Source organism: Paenibacillus sp. J22FR5 (genome assembly GCF_059691975.1).
The window spans coordinates 97,401-114,005 of sequence record NZ_JCAUAN010000010.1 but is presented as its reverse complement, the minus strand read 5'-3'; the positions used below and the strand labels follow the sequence as shown (position 1 = coordinate 114,005).

General features: G+C 43.2%; 19 protein-coding genes. 6 read left to right on the top strand and 13 right to left on the bottom strand.

Features of this window, described 5'->3' with window-relative positions; genetic code table 11:
• Positions 1–74: 74 nt before the first annotated feature.
• From AC58P7_RS15600 to AC58P7_RS15590, 3 genes are all read right to left on the bottom strand, one after another.
• Complete coding sequence (locus AC58P7_RS15600) at positions 75–1,256, bottom strand: MGDG synthase family glycosyltransferase (protein ID WP_497344318.1); 1,182 nt, start codon at positions 1,254–1,256, stop codon at positions 75–77.
• Positions 1,253–1,927, bottom strand: coding sequence for a phosphatase PAP2 family protein (locus AC58P7_RS15595; protein ID WP_497344317.1), 675 nt, complete (start codon positions 1,925–1,927; stop codon positions 1,253–1,255). Before AC58P7_RS15595 ends, AC58P7_RS15600 begins: the two co-directional genes overlap by 4 nt.
• A gap of 685 nt (positions 1,928–2,612) precedes the next feature.
• Positions 2,613–2,897 (bottom strand): hypothetical protein, encoded by a 285-nt coding sequence (locus tag AC58P7_RS15590; protein WP_497344315.1) that lies wholly within the window; start codon positions 2,895–2,897, stop codon positions 2,613–2,615.
• A 192-nt stretch (positions 2,898–3,089) separates the two neighbouring features.
• On the opposite strand from AC58P7_RS15590, the gene AC58P7_RS15585 reads away from it, so the two are divergent.
• The gene (locus AC58P7_RS15585) at positions 3,090–5,075 is read left to right on the top strand and encodes a hypothetical protein (RefSeq protein WP_497344313.1); all 1,986 of its coding nucleotides are present in this window, start codon (positions 3,090–3,092) and stop codon (positions 5,073–5,075) included.
• 188 nt (positions 5,076–5,263) lie between these two features.
• Here AC58P7_RS15585 and AC58P7_RS15580 read toward each other — a convergent pair whose 3' ends face one another.
• The 3 genes from AC58P7_RS15580 to AC58P7_RS15570 all read right to left on the bottom strand — a co-directional run bounded on the left by AC58P7_RS15580 (position 5,264) and on the right by AC58P7_RS15570 (position 7,895).
• A complete protein-coding gene (locus AC58P7_RS15580; protein ID WP_497344312.1) occupies positions 5,264–5,944 on the bottom strand; it encodes a DUF4405 domain-containing protein in 681 nt (226 codons plus the stop codon).
• Between the two features lie 25 nt (positions 5,945–5,969).
• Positions 5,970–6,650 (bottom strand): cytochrome P460 family protein, encoded by a 681-nt coding sequence (locus AC58P7_RS15575; RefSeq protein ID WP_497344310.1) that lies wholly within the window; start codon positions 6,648–6,650, stop codon positions 5,970–5,972.
• A gap of 300 nt (positions 6,651–6,950) precedes the next feature.
• Positions 6,951–7,895, bottom strand: a complete 945-nt coding sequence (locus AC58P7_RS15570) for an AraC family transcriptional regulator (RefSeq protein WP_497344308.1) — start codon at positions 7,893–7,895, stop codon at positions 6,951–6,953.
• Between the two features lie 292 nt (positions 7,896–8,187).
• Here AC58P7_RS15570 and AC58P7_RS15565 point away from each other — a divergent pair, with 292 nt between their 5' ends.
• The 3 genes from AC58P7_RS15565 (at position 8,188) to AC58P7_RS15555 (ending at position 10,025) form a co-directional block, all read left to right on the top strand.
• Positions 8,188–8,346 carry an SDR family NAD(P)-dependent oxidoreductase gene (locus AC58P7_RS15565; RefSeq protein ID WP_497344306.1) on the top strand — a complete coding sequence of 53 codons (159 nt, stop codon included), beginning with the start codon at positions 8,188–8,190 and terminating at the stop codon, positions 8,344–8,346.
• Between the two features lie 118 nt (positions 8,347–8,464).
• Complete coding sequence (locus tag AC58P7_RS15560) at positions 8,465–9,316, top strand: aldo/keto reductase (RefSeq protein ID WP_497344304.1); 852 nt, start codon at positions 8,465–8,467, stop codon at positions 9,314–9,316.
• A 223-nt stretch (positions 9,317–9,539) separates the two neighbouring features.
• Positions 9,540–10,025 (top strand): pentapeptide repeat-containing protein, encoded by a 486-nt coding sequence (locus AC58P7_RS15555; RefSeq protein ID WP_497344303.1) that lies wholly within the window; start codon positions 9,540–9,542, stop codon positions 10,023–10,025.
• A gap of 94 nt (positions 10,026–10,119) precedes the next feature.
• Here the strand turns inward: AC58P7_RS15555 and rpmF are convergent, their stop codons facing one another.
• The 7 genes from rpmF to AC58P7_RS15520 form a co-directional block, all read right to left on the bottom strand.
• The gene (gene rpmF, locus AC58P7_RS15550) at positions 10,120–10,296 is read right to left on the bottom strand and encodes a 50S ribosomal protein L32 (RefSeq protein WP_047680282.1); all 177 of its coding nucleotides are present in this window, start codon (positions 10,294–10,296) and stop codon (positions 10,120–10,122) included.
• Positions 10,297–10,913: 617 nt separating this feature from the next.
• Positions 10,914–11,693: a squalene/phytoene synthase family protein gene (locus tag AC58P7_RS15545; RefSeq protein ID WP_497344301.1), complete on the bottom strand. Its 780-nt coding sequence runs from the start codon at positions 11,691–11,693 to the stop codon at positions 10,914–10,916.
• A gap of 737 nt (positions 11,694–12,430) precedes the next feature.
• Entirely contained in the window at positions 12,431–12,844 is a 414-nt protein-coding gene (locus AC58P7_RS15540) for a hypothetical protein (RefSeq protein ID WP_497344299.1), read from the bottom strand.
• Positions 12,845–12,928: 84 nt separating this feature from the next.
• Entirely contained in the window at positions 12,929–13,444 is a 516-nt protein-coding gene (locus AC58P7_RS15535) for a GrpB family protein (RefSeq protein ID WP_497344297.1), read from the bottom strand.
• A gap of 349 nt (positions 13,445–13,793) precedes the next feature.
• On the bottom strand, positions 13,794–14,246 hold the full coding sequence (locus AC58P7_RS15530) for an NUDIX domain-containing protein (protein ID WP_497344451.1): 453 nt from the start codon (positions 14,244–14,246) through the stop codon (positions 13,794–13,796).
• A 212-nt stretch (positions 14,247–14,458) separates the two neighbouring features.
• Positions 14,459–14,647 (bottom strand): hypothetical protein, encoded by a 189-nt coding sequence (locus AC58P7_RS15525; RefSeq protein ID WP_497344295.1) that lies wholly within the window; start codon positions 14,645–14,647, stop codon positions 14,459–14,461.
• A gap of 46 nt (positions 14,648–14,693) precedes the next feature.
• A complete protein-coding gene (locus tag AC58P7_RS15520; protein ID WP_497344293.1) occupies positions 14,694–15,731 on the bottom strand; it encodes a S66 peptidase family protein in 1,038 nt (345 codons plus the stop codon).
• A 79-nt stretch (positions 15,732–15,810) separates the two neighbouring features.
• Between AC58P7_RS15520 and AC58P7_RS15515 the strand changes: the two genes are divergently transcribed.
• A complete protein-coding gene (locus tag AC58P7_RS15515; RefSeq protein WP_497344291.1) occupies positions 15,811–16,098 on the top strand; it encodes a hypothetical protein in 288 nt (95 codons plus the stop codon).
• 75 nt (positions 16,099–16,173) lie between these two features.
• Positions 16,174–16,602 carry a hypothetical protein gene (locus AC58P7_RS15510; RefSeq protein ID WP_497344289.1) on the top strand — a complete coding sequence of 143 codons (429 nt, stop codon included), beginning with the start codon at positions 16,174–16,176 and terminating at the stop codon, positions 16,600–16,602.
• The last annotated feature ends 3 nt before the right edge of the window (positions 16,603–16,605 follow it).

The following is a 16,605-nucleotide window of genomic DNA, read 5'->3' as shown; positions in this document are numbered from 1 at the left end:
GTCAACCTTGAAAATCGGTTCACGGTCGTTCCCGAAATTGAGCTGCGGTAGTTGACCTGAGTTCAACGATGATTTTAAACATTGGCATACGAAAATTGTAAACCATCCTGAATCGGAAGATAATGATGCTCCGTTTCCAAAATCGCATCCACGGTGTGAAGCACATCAGGCTGACGATGACTCATTTGTGCGTTCTTTTTCAACTTGAGTAATACGGACTGATTCGCGATGACTTCTAGCAGTTGGCTTTTCATCTCGGCCGCGTTCTTCACTTCAACGGCTGCACCAATCCCAACGAGATAGGCTGCGTTCGCCTGCTCTTGGCCTGGAATCGGCTTGTACAGCATCATCGGCAGATCCAGTGCTAGCGCTTCAGAAACGGTGAGCCCACCTGGCTTCGTCACGATCAGATCAGACAGCGCCATCAGCTCATGCACATGATCGACAAAGCCCGTCACCATCACATGATGGTGCGTTTTGGAGCCTCCTAGCTCCTCTTCCAAATGCTGCTTGAGCTTCTCATTGCGTCCACACACGAAAACAAATTGCACAGGCACCGCAAGTTCATCCGATTGCAGCACGGATTTGAACGACTTCCCGATCAGGCCATGCCCACCGCCCATCACAAGGACTGTTGGCATGTCGCGATGCAAGCCGTATTTATCACGAAGTTCGGCACGATTGTAAGTTTGTGTGAAGGGCATTCGAATCGGAATCCCTGTCACGACGATACGCTGCTCTGGGATCGCATACTTCAGAAGCGCCTGCTTCACATGCTCTGCCCCTACCAGATACTTATCCGTCCCCGGATGAATCCAGTAGCTGTGATCGGTGTAATCGGTGATGACCGTCACGGTCGGCACGGTTGTAAAGCCGTTACATTTTAGATAAGACATGGCTGCCGCAGCACCTGGAAACGTACACACGACTTCCGTGGGCGCCTCTTCTTCTAACAAATCCAGCATCCGGTCTGTGCTGAACGACTTCATTCTTTTGAACATATGGGATAACGCGGTATCATGTCTTGTCTTGTGATATAGAAAACCATACACGGAGGGTAAGCTTTTCACCCATTGCATATAACAGTATTTGCCGAACCCATGCAGGTAAGGATGTGTCCACGCCAAGTAGTCGACCACTTTCACTTCCATATCCGGCTTGTGCAGGCAAACAGCCTCAAGAATCGCTTGTGCTGCTTTATTGTGCCCGTCTCCCAGACTGCCCGTCAGTATCAAAAGCTTCCCTTTTCGTCTCATTGCTTTAGTCCCCTTTCGAGCTTATCCTGCGGCGCACTAGCAGCCATAGATCCTGTCAACCACGCTCTTCTACATCTCACTACTACATAGACGACTCCCTCAGCCACGAGCACTGCACCCACAATATCCAAAAGCGCATGCTGCTTCACGAACAGTGTCGAGACAATAATCAAAATGGCCATACTTGCCGCTATGATTTTGTATCGCATCGCAATCGGCACCGATCGGAGATAGGCTCTCATCATCAGGTAGGCCGTTAGCACGTGTGTACTGGGAAAACAGTTAAACGGTTCATCTGAGCGATACACCCACTGCACCGTCCGCAGCAGCCAATCACTGCCTACAATGTCCGGTCGCGGCACTGTCGTCTGATATATAGCATAGACGCTATAACACAAAAGCAAACCTATGATAAATTCGACTAGTGTTTGGAGGTAGTTCCAGCGATCTCGATATACTAAATACAGGAACCCTACGGCAAGAAAGCCATACCAGGATAAATACGGGATCACGAAACCTTTGATAAAAGGAATCTGTCGATCGAGATCGGTCATTAGGCTGTAAGCCGTACCACTATCTTGATTTAAATGTATATAAATGAGCCCTACTAATGGGATCAAAAGTAGTCCGCTGCAAGCTAGCATGTAGGACATCCAAGCTTTCTTTTTCATGCAAAATCCCCGCTCTCCTTTACGTTAACTCTATCATAAAGGAGATGTGCCACTTTCTGAACGCACTTAGGTACTGTCTTTCGTTAGCCAAAGGTCGTGAAAAAACCTAGACTAAAGGCGGAGTTGTCCACGTTGTGTGGTGCATACAAGGCTGACGTCGGCGACGCATCGGTACAGCCGCATAGGGGCTTTTCCATCGTTACTGTTACAGAAATGTTACGACAATATTACAACATAATACAGCATACCAAATCGCACGAGGAAAAGCACCTCTTGAGCATCTCGGAGAGCAGCATCCCTCCCTGCGCTTCCTGTGGATAAGTTTATCTGTGGATATGTGTATAAGGTTGTTAAAATCTTATACACAGTATGATTTGTGGACATGTTGATACTGTGGGTAAGTTTGGGGATAAGTGTGTTTTCGTGGGATTGGAGTGGGGAAAATCAGGTGAGAAAGAGGGAGAGACGGGGTGGATGTACGGCCATATATGGATTGATGGAGGATGAATACGATTTGAAGCTAGATGGATAGGGAAGATCGGGTTGATACGTGAGGTAGATAGATAAAAAAGAGCGACGGATAGAAGTTGAGAGCCTACTGGGTAGATGAAGGAAATCCATCTACATCTTTAGCAGCCACAAGATTCAGCGTGATACGAAGAATCCAGCGGCCGCGAGCACTTTATTATTTCAAAAACTGATCCGTGGATGCCGTCGCAACAAAATTACTAAGCTTCAAAAGCTTCTTCTTCCCCATATTGCCAGTTATCGTATGTGAAGTGGGCTTTTCGGCCTTTGGGTCATCTACGATTCTTTTGACATAATCACCTGTAAGCAGGTTATAGTCTTCTTCGGGAGCTGCCTTCTCCTCTTTTATGGCACTCGGTTCAATCGTTGTAGGCTCTGTTGCTTCACAAGCAGACAAACCTACCATTATCGTTAATACCATGAAATAATTCGAAACCTTCAACCTTATTTTCTCCTTTCAAAACCTCATCTTCAGCATTCGATTTATGTGGTGGTCTTATACAATGTTGGTACAAGGCGTCTAATCCTTACCTCTTTTCAAATATGTTACACCTATTTCAGAAACTTTCGGCCCTCACTTTACGTCTAATATTTGAAATATTTACCACAAATGGTGATGGGAAGTGGTTTGAGAATGAAGTGGCGAGTAAGCTTGATTGTATCTATGTTAGTGGTCATCCTAGTTGGTCTGCTAGGCAAACCTGCTGGATCCTCAGCGGATTTCATGGCTCGGGGGCCCTATCCCCCTGATGGTTTACGCATTCCTGGATCTATAGAGCTGTTGTCGAATACAGCTTACTCCCCTTCGCCAGATACTCCTATAGACCAACCTGAGGGCTGGTTTTCTCCTCAAACCGTCAAGGTCATTGAGACGTACGGCGCTTGGTCCATTGGCGCAGCTACTTGGAAAATCGAGACGATGTTCGGCCCTAGGTGGATTCATCCTAACCCATGGGACATTGATATCGCTCCACCTGAGCGTATCATGCTAACTTCGGATACGCCACTCTACAGCAAAACAAGTGAACGCAGCGGTTCGGTAGCCGCCCTAGCACCGCAGGAAGTTGAGGTTGTCAGCGCGGCGAAGCAATGGTTCTATACGAACGATCCTTCCAGTAAGGCATGGATTCAAGTTCATACTTCATGGATGGGAGACTTGTGGGCGCACATCCCGGTGAATCAAATTGGCATAGTTCAGGACGTTAACAAGCCTGTTTACCATCAAAACGTTACTGGAAATTCGGATCTTCTTGCCGTACTTCATCCGGAAAAGTCCACGATAACCTCTGAGGCCGCAGGCGAAACACGCATCATCAAAGAATTTACAACGATCTATGACCGCTATTTCTTAGTAAAAACAGATGAAGGTCCCCTCTGGACATGGCAAAGTGGCGTCCCCATCATCTCAACCGATGAGACGCTTAATCTGACCGCTGAGGTTCCTTTACTCAATGGACCCGCGAAGAAAGAAATAGCTGTCGTCTCTGGCGAGAAGGTCACTGCCTTCGAAAAAATCACGGAGCCGTTATGGTACGGTAGAGGTCCTTATGATATTTGGTACGCCACTACCTGGTATCATGTAATAACATCAAAAGGAACGGGTTGGATCAATCTCTTTTTCGGAGAGCCAGCCGATGCGATAAACGTACATTGGAAGGTATCCATTCGTGGTGACCGCGAGTTAATGCGCTATCCCGATGTGTACTATACGTCTTCCGTTTTATTACTACGGAATCAAGATGTGGATGTAACCGCGGTATGGAGCCTGCCAAACGGAGCTACATGGCTCAAGGTGAGCGCAGAGGGGCATACGGGGTGGATTCCTCTACAGCCATGGATCCAAGATCGATTCTGGGATCTGGATACAGGCACAGCGTTGCAGATTGAAACCCAATATCCACAGCAGCTGATCATCACGCCTGATAGCCAAGGTAACCTGAAGTGGAATCATGAGGTTGACGCAGGCTTTGTAAAGGAAGGCGTGGACGTTCTGAAGCTGAAGATCCTAGCTGAGCAGCTGGGATATGAACAAGCGAATGTCGAAGGAGTAAGCGGAGCCGCACGTTATACGAAAGGCGACTATGGCTTCATTTTGCACAAGGGGGAACGGAATGCGGAGATCTATTGGAAGGGTATTTTAACAAAGAAAATTACCCTTAGCAGCGCGCCCACCCAAAAAGAAGGCGATTGGTACTTGGAAAAGCCCGATGTCAAGCAATTATTCGGTGTTTCTCCCATTCCTTGGTATGATGGGCACGCCCTTTATGAAGGAGCCTATAAGATCGAATTCGGAGAACTCCCTGGTAAATTAACGGGGACAACGGCTACACTAGATGCGTTCCTTTACGATACGCAGGTTCAATGGACGCAGAAAAACCTCAAAGACTCCCTACAACCACAGCTTTCTCTGGAAGAAAACAATGATCATGGCGGTAAGGATTCCGTTTCAGCGATCTCTATCGCCCCTGCCGCTAAGCAGGTTACCGATGACACAGTGGTCCCTTTGTATCGATTGAGCGCCTCAAGAACTCTCGCCTCCGGCCCCCACGACTTGAACATCGTTCTTCGTGTAGGCGAGCGTATTGTGTGGATGCGGCCATGGCATGTGGTGATGGAGTAGTTGCTTTGCGGATGGAACGAAAGAAGAAGCCTTGGGAGAGGCTTCTTCTTTTTCGGTTCTTATGAGTTAGCGAAACCACTGGGGGTATCCCTTTTTGTGATTAAGCGGATCCATCCAGGCGCGGCGTCTAAATTCCCTTAGTACATTTAAACTCATAACTTATCTCCGTTTTATCATTGATCTACTTTTTAAGCCTTAGCCTTTTCATGTTTCTGAATATATGTCAAAGTATAATGAGTCCCGCAAATATAGATCCCCATGATAGATAGGTAATCTATTACAAACCTCAAGGCGGTTTCATCAAAGCCCCAATACCCAAATGGATTATAAATGAGCAACCTAGAACCCATATCTCTTTCAAAAGAAATCTGCACACCATAAACAACAATTAACACCGCCAAGAAACGAAACGCAATTGTGCGTACACGGCTTGTAGTGAGGATTCCCGTCATTTTTCTCGCTGCATTCATAATCCTTCCCCACGAGATTCCTATATGAACAGCCATGAGTATAAATCCCCAATAAGCACTTTGAACATGTATCTGCCTCACGATCATGTCATTATTTATCGGAATAAAAGGAAATATATCACGTGAAATTGGCACGGCACTAATCAGTGCCACAGCGATCGTTAATAGAAACAGCAAATTTACCGCTATGCTAAGAATTTGTTGTACCTTGTACTTCCCCCTAAAAATCGTTTTATACCACCGTCTATTTAAGATATTATGAACCATAAATAATACAAACAATAAAACACCAACCAGTTCGTGGATCATATTTCCAGTAACAGGATAAGCCATCGCCACTAACATGGATACTGTCATAATAAGGTCAATGGCCAACTTAATAAACATATTTGGATTCAAAAGCTTACCTCCATAACTTATTAGCTTATGATGTTTTTTCGGATGATAGAGTAGTCATATAAGCTTTTAATGCATGTAACTCCCAATCTGCCAAAGGGATACTTGCATGCCTCGATTCTGTATTATTATCCTGTGATGCCGTAAAATCCTCAAGTTTGAAACTCTCCATCTGGTTGTACGTGTATACGAAATCATCCCGTACCTGACTTGCGTGACAAGAAATGCAACTCTCAATGTTTCTCTTGCTATTAACTGACTTATCAGCAGTGAAAGCCTGGTATCGCCAATCTCCGTTACTCTTCTTAGGAGAGTTCTGATCGCCCCACCCCGTGCGCTTTTCCGAGACAAAAATGTCGGATAGTATTCCATCCCTGTAGATTTCGAGAGTCAATACAGTTCCACTAGGGAACGGCTTGCCGGTTTGCACAGCTTCAATTGTTTCCCGACTCGCATAAAGCAGCTCTTTGGCATTTCCACGAGTCACAGTCGTATAGAGCACGCCCTTATCGTAGTTCTCAGGGAGTTTAACTTGCTCACTTTCAGTTCCAGACGCTTCCGTTTCCCGAGTACTGTCTGTCATAGCACTATCAGTTGCAGACTGCTCCGCTTGCCGAGAACTGTTTGTCATGTCATTGTTGTTACTTCCACATGCAGAGAATGTGAAGGCAGTAACGAAACCGAAGACAAGTAATAATCGTTTTTTCAATGTTTTCCCTCCTCCTCAATATGCCAAGTTACCTATCCAGCACTATTGATCAAAATATCGGTTCGTCCAAAATGACAGACCATACGTAATTTAATTATGCAACGAATCAAAAAGAAATCGATATCCTGATTATCTTAAATGATTGCCTATTTCTCTCACGTGATCGAAATAATAAAAAAGCCAAATAGATTTCCCCACCTTACATTGGTGAGAGAGTTTCTATTTGGCCTTTTCTGGATATAGCTCGAACTAACTGCTTAAAATATAATCGGAGGAAATTCCGGCGGCATCAGCCATGTCTCATACATTGGATCCAGCAAAAATATGTTCAGTTAATTCTTGTGCTTGGTCAAATGTTTCCTTCAGACGCTTTATGTCTGCTTTGGGAGGAGAACCAAACATACGAGAATATTCTCGACTAAACTGAGATGGACTTTCATAACCTACCCGAAATGCTACCTCAGAAGCATCCGCTGACTCCGTTAACAATAAGCGCCGAGCTTCTTGTAAACGAAGCTGTTTTTGGAATTGAAGAGGGCTCATAGCGGTGATTTCTTTAAAGTGCCTATAAAATGAAGAAATGCTCATACTGGCAATCTCAGCAAGCTCTTCAATCCGAAAAGGTTGATCATAGTGAAGGGTAATGTGATCGATGGCATCCCTAATTCGATAGGTACTGCTTCCTTCCATCGCAATTTGCGCTAAGGCAACACCAAAATGCCCCTGAAGTAGCCTGTAAATAATTTCTCTTTTGTGAAATGGAGCAAGAAACGATATATCTTGCGGGTGATTAAGCAATTGAGCTAATCGGAGTACAGGATCCAATATCGATAAATCGATCTGGCCGACAAACATAGCTCGTGAAGCATTTTCCTTCAGATTGATATGAATTTTGGAGTCTATCAAAACCTCTAAAATTTCATTCTGGGTAAATTCTAGTTTCAAACTCAAATAGGGTGCGTCGGATGAAGCTTCTATGACCTGTCCAATCACTGGCAGGTTCATGGATGAAACTAGGTAATTAGAAGGACCATATTCAAAGCGTTCCTCCGCTAGAAAAACCTGTTTCATCCCTTGAGCGATGAAACAAAAGGAAGGATTGTACACGCCATAGGCTCGCTCAGTCACATTGGCACGACGAATAATGGACAAAGAAGGGATCGTGGTCTTGAAAACCCCATCTTGATTAGAATGATGCTCAATCAAATTGATGAGCTCATCCTGCCGTTTTAGTAATTCCTCCACATGGACTCCTTCCTTGTTGCTTTATTGTGTTCAATTATAACCCATTCACATCCGATGTGTTAATGGGAGTGAGAGGATTAGGCAAACATTTGCGACAAATGAGATAACGTTTCTTTATTTGTTGCTGCATAATAAGGTCATGCTCAATAATGCTCACTCCTTACAAATCCAATGCAACTGAAACAGCTGTCATGTACTGTACGAATGCTGAGATGTCAGTGAGTAAAAGGAGCGTTATCTATGAGGGCAAGAGAACTTCCCAGAATCAATCGAAGGAGGTATGCATTTACAGATGAACGACCAGGTTTGGTTTATTACAGGTGCCAATAAGGGCTTGGGTGCAGTATTTGCGAAAGAAGCTCTGGAAAGAGGATATAAAGTTGTCGCCGCGGCACGTAACACAGAAGGGATGGAGAAAACATTCGGCCATCTTTTCGGATATCGAGATTGATGACTACAAACAGAATCGTGAAATCATGCATGTGGCTCAGCAACCGTGATATTTTAACAATCACTATTTCGGAACTCACAATTAAAATAACCGATAAGAATTGACAGGAGGATTTCATATGCAAAAAGTTATTTTGAACAATGGTGTTAAGATGCCTATACTCGGTTTTGGTGTTTTTCAGATTGCAGATCAACATGAATGTGAGCAAAGCGTTTATGACGCTATTACGGCAGGCTATCGGCTGATTGATACAGCTGCCTCTTATCTAAATGAAGAAGCAGTTGGCAGAGCGATCAAACGGAGTGGCGTGGCAAGAGAGGAATTATTTATCACTACGAAACTTTGGGTTCAGGATACTGGTTATGAGCGCACAAAAAAAGCATTTGAAAAATCACTGGAAAGATTGCAATTGGATTATTTGGATTTGTATTTAATCCATCAACCTTTTGGCGATGTGCATGGCTCTTGGCGTGCTATGGAGGAATTGTATCGTGAAGGAAAGGTCCGTGCAATTGGCGTTAGTAACTTCCAGGCGGATCGTCTGATCGATTTGATTATTCATAATGAAGTAGTTCCTGCCGTAAACCAGGTTGAAACGCACCCTTTCAACCAGCAAATCGAAAGTGCGAAATTCATGAAAGAGAACAATGTTCAGATTGAGTCTTGGGCGCCTTTTGCTGAAGGGAAAAATAACTTGTTCCAGAATGAGGTATTGGTATCCATTGCTGAAAAGGTTAATAAATCCGTTGCTCAGGTGGTTTTACGTTGGTTGACACAAAGAGAAGTCGTTGTGATTCCAAAGTCTGTTCGTAAAGAAAGAATTATCGAAAACTTCAATATCTTTGATTTTGAATTAAGCCAAGAGGATATGGAATCGATTACTACGTTAGATACGAAACAGAGTCTGTTCTTTTCACATCGCGATCCTGAAATGGTGAAATGGATCAGTACCCGTAAACTTGATATCTAATAATCGCTATTTCGAAAGATAACCGACAGGTTCCGTTTTCGCAAAAAAACCGGGAAATAGTTCGTTAATTTAGCAATTAGATGTTGAAATAAGGAGCAGATGCACTTAGGCATTCCGCTCCTATTTCGTTTGCAGAATCCAGGTATTTGATGAAAATCGTGCTTACATTTAAATTGAATTTTATGGTAAATTTAGGAGGTGATCAATTTGAGGAGGGGTACATATGGCTGGATGGACAACTGAAGTGTTAGACTTACAGAAAGCAGATATCTCTGGTTCCAAATTTCAAGAGGTTAAAGCAGAAAAGCTGGATTTTGATAACGTCAGTCTAGCAGGGACGAAGTTTAATAATGCTAATTTAAGTGGGTTGTTGTTCAATGACGTGAATTTATCTGGCTCCCACATCAATAATGCCAACTTAAGAAATGTGAAAATAACAAATGCAAATTTTAGCGATGCTGTCATTGAGCATGTACATTTATTTGGCACTCAATTTCGTAATGTCATGCTTCCAGTTGAAGGAGACGCTAAATATAACGCCAATAATGACTACGAGCCCATTCAGTTCGATAATTGCGTTTTGATTAACAGTATACTTACAAATTGTGATTTGTCTAATGTGAACATCTCTAACTGCAATATCGCTGGCTTGAAAATTAACGGCGTCTTAGTCGAGGATTTGTTGAAGGGATTTTCGAGGAACGATTAAATCTAAAGTTAATCCACAGTCTTTCTATAAATCTTCATAAAACAAAAATGACACTCCCATGAGGAGTGTCATTTTCATTGCAAGATTCATATGATTATTGAGCTTGTACGATCTCTCTACCCTTATATGAACCGCAGTTTTTGCAAACGTGATGTGCTTTTTTAAGTTCAGCACATTGTTCACACTTCACCATTCCTGGCACAGCCAGTTTAAAGTGAGTACGGCGCTTATCGCGACGTGTTTTGGACGTTCTCCGTTGAGGAACAGCCATGATCAAAACACCTCCAGTTACTTTTCAAAATCAACAACAAGAGATATCATAGCCTTCTCTGTATACTTTGTCAATGCTTATGGCTCTTAACCGCTGAAATCAATAGAAAAATAGGACGACGAGTCTCGTCTTTCATTTCCGATAAGCATCCAGCGTCTCTTGCGTCGGTTGAGGTTCGGAGACCTTCGTAATTCGGAATCCAGCATCGATCAAGGCATTCATGTAGGTAATAATTGAAATATTAGCACTCCTACCCTTTTTTAGGGGCTGTCCCCAATTAGATTCGTCTACTTGGGGATAGTCTCTTTCCCTATTTCGTTACATGGGCGTGTGATAAGACATAGAAGCGGAACGTGAGTACGCTATTTAGATGAAATCGGTCGTTTTTGGCGTGAAGGGGAACCTGAGTGCGCTATTTGCCCGATTTTCGTCCTTTTCGGCATTTTTCGGGTAAATAGCGTACTGACGTTCCCCTTCGGAGTCCATTTTGTGCGTTTTGCCGCAAATAAGGCACCCTAGTTCCCTTTCCTCCATGATACTCACTTCTATCCAAACAAAAGAAGCCCACACAAAACGCTGCAGGCTTCTCTTCTTATCTACCTATGGAAATCTCATTTTTACGTCACTTTACTCACAATTTTCAAAACCGCATCCCGCGTCAACTTGTTCCCACCAGCAGCAAGCAGATTTACCGTAGCATGTGCTAGCGCCAATGGAACCTTACAAAATTTCAACGCCGGGCCTTGCTTCAGATCTGCGATATACGCATCGGCTAGTTGCAAATTGCGACGTGTGTACTGCTGCATTTCCTTAAAGCCCCAACCATCCGGGAAAAAGCTCACGCCGCGCTTCGCATCCTCCGCCTTATTACGAAGAATATTCACCGCTTGCAGTCCTCTCCCGAACGCAATGGCCTTATCACGATCAGATTGCGTTCCATCATGCCATAGCCAAAGCTCAGACAGCATCTCACCAACCATACCAGCTACGCTATACGTATAGCGGTCCAAATCATCTTCCGTATGAATGTTCCAACCGTTTTGGACCCATTCGGACATTTCAATGGACATTTTAGCAATATACTTCTCAATGATTGGAGTTGCAGTTGGCGGGCAAAGAAGCAGCCATTCATCCAGGCGCATCGAAACTTCGGGGATTACCGCTTGATAAGGCGATAGTAATTTCTGTATAGCACCGATGATATCCGAGGATTGGAAAGCGTCATATACCCCAGATAAAAGCTCTATTTTCAATGAGTCTGCGAGATCCTCATGGTCCTCGATTTCATCTATAGCCCGCATACATAAATAGGCAGATGTTACAGCCTCTTTTAGTCCTGCATCCAAATTACTTATCGGTATGTAAAAGGTACGGCTCGTTTGTTTCAACATCGACATTGCATCATTCAGGGTATCGGTATTAATGGTAATTACCTCCAAGTATATACTTACCTTTAACTTATTTATTATGTTATCTCATGATAACATACTTTAATAAAGTTAATCCAAATCAAACAGCCAATAGTTGACCAAACTGCGCTTCATTACACAAAAGTGTCAATATTTCAAATGACAAGTCGCCATTTGCAAATCACTTCCCATGAAATAAATAAATGCACCTTTTTCTGGATATTATACCCGAAAAATAAAAGGATTAAAAATACTACATCCAATTCATCTTTCCATTCGGTTGCCAAAAACATATAAATGGTGTCTATTGTTGTATTCTGTGCAACATTATAGGGCAAATTTTCGATTCTTGTTGAGATTGTTGTAAAACATACAACATAAATAGCCGTTTCCGTTCATTGAGAGGCTTTTCGGGCGAAAATGTTGTAGCTTTTGCAACTTGAAGAGTGAAAAAGGTGGAAATGCCCTGATAATGTTGCACAAAGTGCGACAAAGATTAGCATGGTTAACGATAAGTTATCCAACCAACAAGCATAGAACGTCTATCCCTGCTGCGGTTTCTCGCACACTCCCGCCTTCCTATGTGGTAAAAAAAGCAGTGTAAATCCCCCCCTTGTCGGGTAGCTTTAGCAGGAGGCTTCGATTGGATCGGGGCCGCTGTTTGTGTAATCGGGGTCTCCATTATGCTGTGGGCTTCGAGGAGCTAGTTGGTAATAATGAGTTAACTACTTAGTTTCAAATAAATCGCTAATATGCTTCTCCAATTCCTTTGAGTACACATAATAATTCCCTGCAATACTATTTGGGCTAAATGGGAGCTTCTTTTCCGTGCCTTCAAACAATCCAACAGCGAATAAATAACCTGTTCTAGCCTCTTGATTCGGGTCGGGCGTAAGTTTAATATGACGGATTGTACCGATCCAGTCCTGAACCACTTGTTTATCAGTAACGACCCGAAGCTCTCCTGTCGAACCACTTCTAATCTCAATATGATCCACCTTCGAAATGTCGCCTGGATAGAATTCTTCTATTTGTTTCGTTGTAAGCTTAGGTTTTACTATCGTTTCTCCCTTGCCACACCCTACACAGGCCAAAATGATGACCATGGTTAGCGTTATAAAAAACCACCGTTTGCTCATGGATCGCACACTCCTCCCAATATATGTTTATTTTCCTTTACATGAGTATAAACATGATATTGGATGTAAATGTTGCACTTTTTATCATAACGATCCGTTCCATCCCGCACGTTGCAGTATCCCTGTTACAAAATCATGCTTTCCATTCGAATAAGCCAACCGATCATCGCGGAATCGCTGTGCCAGCTCCCTCTTCAAGTCACCATATTCTTCGGCTGCTTTCGGATGGCTCCTCAAATAATCCCGAAAAAGAATATGTCGCTTATACTCCAAGTTATCCACAGGTACTACGTAAAGGTGATGCCATATCCTACTTTTCGGAGGGATAAACGCCTCTCGTCCTGTAGTTCCTAAATCGCCTTCATGCACATAGCCGAGTATCGCAAGCCTTTGAATAACGGTTCGAACGTCTTCATGATTAGAGACCACCACGTCCATATCGACAATCGGTTTAGCCGCTAATCTCGGAACGGAAGTACTTCCGATATGTTCAATTCCGACCGCAAGATCGCCCACGACGGGAAGCAAGAAGTCTTTAATTTGTTCGAAAATCAATACCCAATCAGGATCGTACTCTACGATTATAATAGGCGCTGCCATGTGCATCCCCCCGATTTCACATCGAAAACATTACTTCTCAATCTGCGTCACTCGGTAATCGGCTTCAAATCACTGAACTTTAGCAATACCTCTCTACTGGTATCGAGATAAATCACCCTAATGTCTAATTCCTCATCGTTAAGCTCGAAAGCAAGAATCATACATTTTCTCCCTCGATTCTTTGTCTTTCTTGGGTTGTCAGGAGCCACAACGTAAGAACCCCCAAGACTTAAACTTATTGTCTCATTCATGTTCATCTGCAACCCTCTCTTGTTGTTATAAGGATGTCCCTTTGCATACAATAATTCTTCTCTTGAACCAGTTGACGTAAGTATTTCTTATAAACCCATCACCCTAATTTCCTAACCTGTTCCTTCACTACACATTGATTACTTTCATCCCAAACTACCGATATTTCAAATGTACCTGATTCGAAAAATAAAGGAAACCTACGCTTAAACCACCCTTGCATAGGTAATTGTAATGCCTCGTCAATGTCCACCCAAGCTACATCCCCTTCTGGTGGATTAGACAGTAACTCGCCTGAATAAGTTCGAGTCAGATAATTAAACACCATATATCGATAGTTCTTTTCGGGAACTAAATATTCATCGACGCCCTTAAAAATGAGGTCTTCCGGGTTCACAATGAGCCCCGTTTCCTCCCAAACTTCTCGAACGGCCCCTTCCGCAAAGCTCTCCGCTAAATCCACCTTACCACCGGGGCCTAGAAATCCAGGAAACCCCTTAGATTCGGGACGGTTTATCAGAAGTACCCTATTCTCATCTTGTATCAAGCACATTGTGTAGATGCCACATTCCACTTTACTCACTTATGAAAATCCCTCCATACCCGCTCAATCTTCTCCAACCGCTTCTAAGGCGAAATCTGGATCCTCAAAAGACCTTCTAATTCCCTCGTACAACTCTCCCCAAGGAGCCTGATAATCCAACCCTTTTATCGAGCGTTCGATAAGCTCCTCGAATTCTACGATTTCTAAGGACTTTTGCTCAGCTATATATTGAATGGTCTGCGATGCTCTTGTGTAGGAGCTGGATGCCTATAATGAATATCCAGATCAGAGAAATACTCGGCAACCCGCTTAGCTGCCACGAAGCCCTCTGGCGATAAACCGCGTGTTTTCTCTTGCCCGAATTCGAAGGGTGATTCCGCATGCCTTACCATATAAATGATCGTTTTCATATATCCTCCCTTCAGCTCCAAATTTCCACCCATCCTTACATTTCAATCATGTAAACGGACTCTCCAGCAAAATAACCTCATTCGTCCTAGGATTTAACTCCACTCTCCCACCGAGAGGCAGAATCAATTTCGGATCCGTATGGCCAAAGTCAAAATCAACAACAATCGGCACATGACCCGCACCAAACTCTTTTGCCATAATATTTATGAGAGTCTCTCTAAGCTCTAGATTCTCTGCCTCACGATAATCCTTCGCCCTTCCGAAAATGACTCCTTTAATTTGTGAAAAGATGCCTTGCATCCCATAATTCCGCAGCATATAACCCACTTGCATGGGCAAAGGTTTATCTTCAGACGTTTCGAAAAACAAAATTTTATCCTGCCAGAAATCATTCTCCGGCCAATAGATGGTCGATTTCATAAACTCTAAAACCTCTATACATCCACCCCATAAATACCCTTGCTCAATCGATTCTCCCTGTATAAAAGTCCACCCATTCTCATTCTTCGTAAACGGCTTACACTCGCCCAATGTCTCTAGCTTGCTCCAGTCTTTATATCCATTCGTCCATTGTTGATAAGGAGCATAGCGATATGGGAAATGATCTTCAAACAATATTGCTTTGAGATGCTTGGTATATGCTTTGGGAAGATTTTGCAACTGGGCGAAGCCCGCCATGACAGAAGGTCCATAAAACGTTACCATCCCCAAATGATTTAAGTACGTTAAAAACGTCGTCGCATCCGAAAATCCCATGATAAATTTAGGATTGTTTATGATGACTTCCTTATTTAAAAAAGGTAATATCCTCACCGATTCATATCCACCAATTGAAGTGATGATCCCATCCATTTGTTCATTTTCGAAACAAAAATTAATGTCCTGCGCACGCAGGTGTGGTTTCATGTACAACTCCTCTGGAGACATCCTTGCCGATGGCATTTCAATGACTTCCCAACCCATGACCTCTTGAAGATGCTTCAAGCCAAGCTCATAAATATCTGGGAACAAATAAGGCAATCCACTCGAAGGCGAAATGATGCCTATCTTGGATCCAGGCTTTAATCTCTTTGGTTTGATCATTGAACTCACTCCTTTAGTTAGGATGAAAAGAAGGATATAATCAAGTAATTATGCCAACAAACCGAGAGGTTGGTGAAAGATGAGCTTTGAACATCTCAGTCCTGAAGAATTTATTGAGTTTTCTAGTTTCCGGGGACAGGTCAAAGACTATTTAGTTAACGTATTAAACTTCACTGAACAAGCTGCAATAAATGGGATTTATACTTATCGAAATGTATTTACTAAATTACAGCCATTTACAGAGCCGAAGGAAGTCGCTTGGAAGATCAGTGATAACCAATACATTGCTGGAGCAGAGAATTTCGAACAGTATCTCGATTCAATCAATGAGCTATTGTCTGTTTTTGTTAAAGTAACATTCCAATAAATTTCCATGCAACTAAAATGAATAACTTCCCGTCAGTCATCTCATAAATAAACTATTTTATAAGGTGGCCTACGGATGAAAAGAATGAGTTATGCCTTACTATGTGTTTTAAGCACGTCGTTGCTCCTTGCAGGATGCACAAAGACCGAGGTGGCGCCAGTAATCTCAACTAAACCAGTAGTTTCTTCACAAGAGACACAAGTCGCGACAACAATGCAAGGATCTGCGACGGTAGACAACGGGGACAAGGAGACGAAGGTGACATACACATTCAAGAACCAGAGCAAGGGAACGATCACCGTCATCGGCGGGGCATCATATACCCTACTGAAGGATCAAACGGTAATCGAAAAAGGCGGCGTTCCAATCAAAGACTACTTGGAACTGGAGCCGGGGCAATCCTATACAGATTCGAAAACCTTTACGAATCTACCTAAAGGAGACTATTTAATCGAAGTCGTGTGGAACAAAACGAAGGTGACTACAGAATTTAGTCGGAGCTAGCGT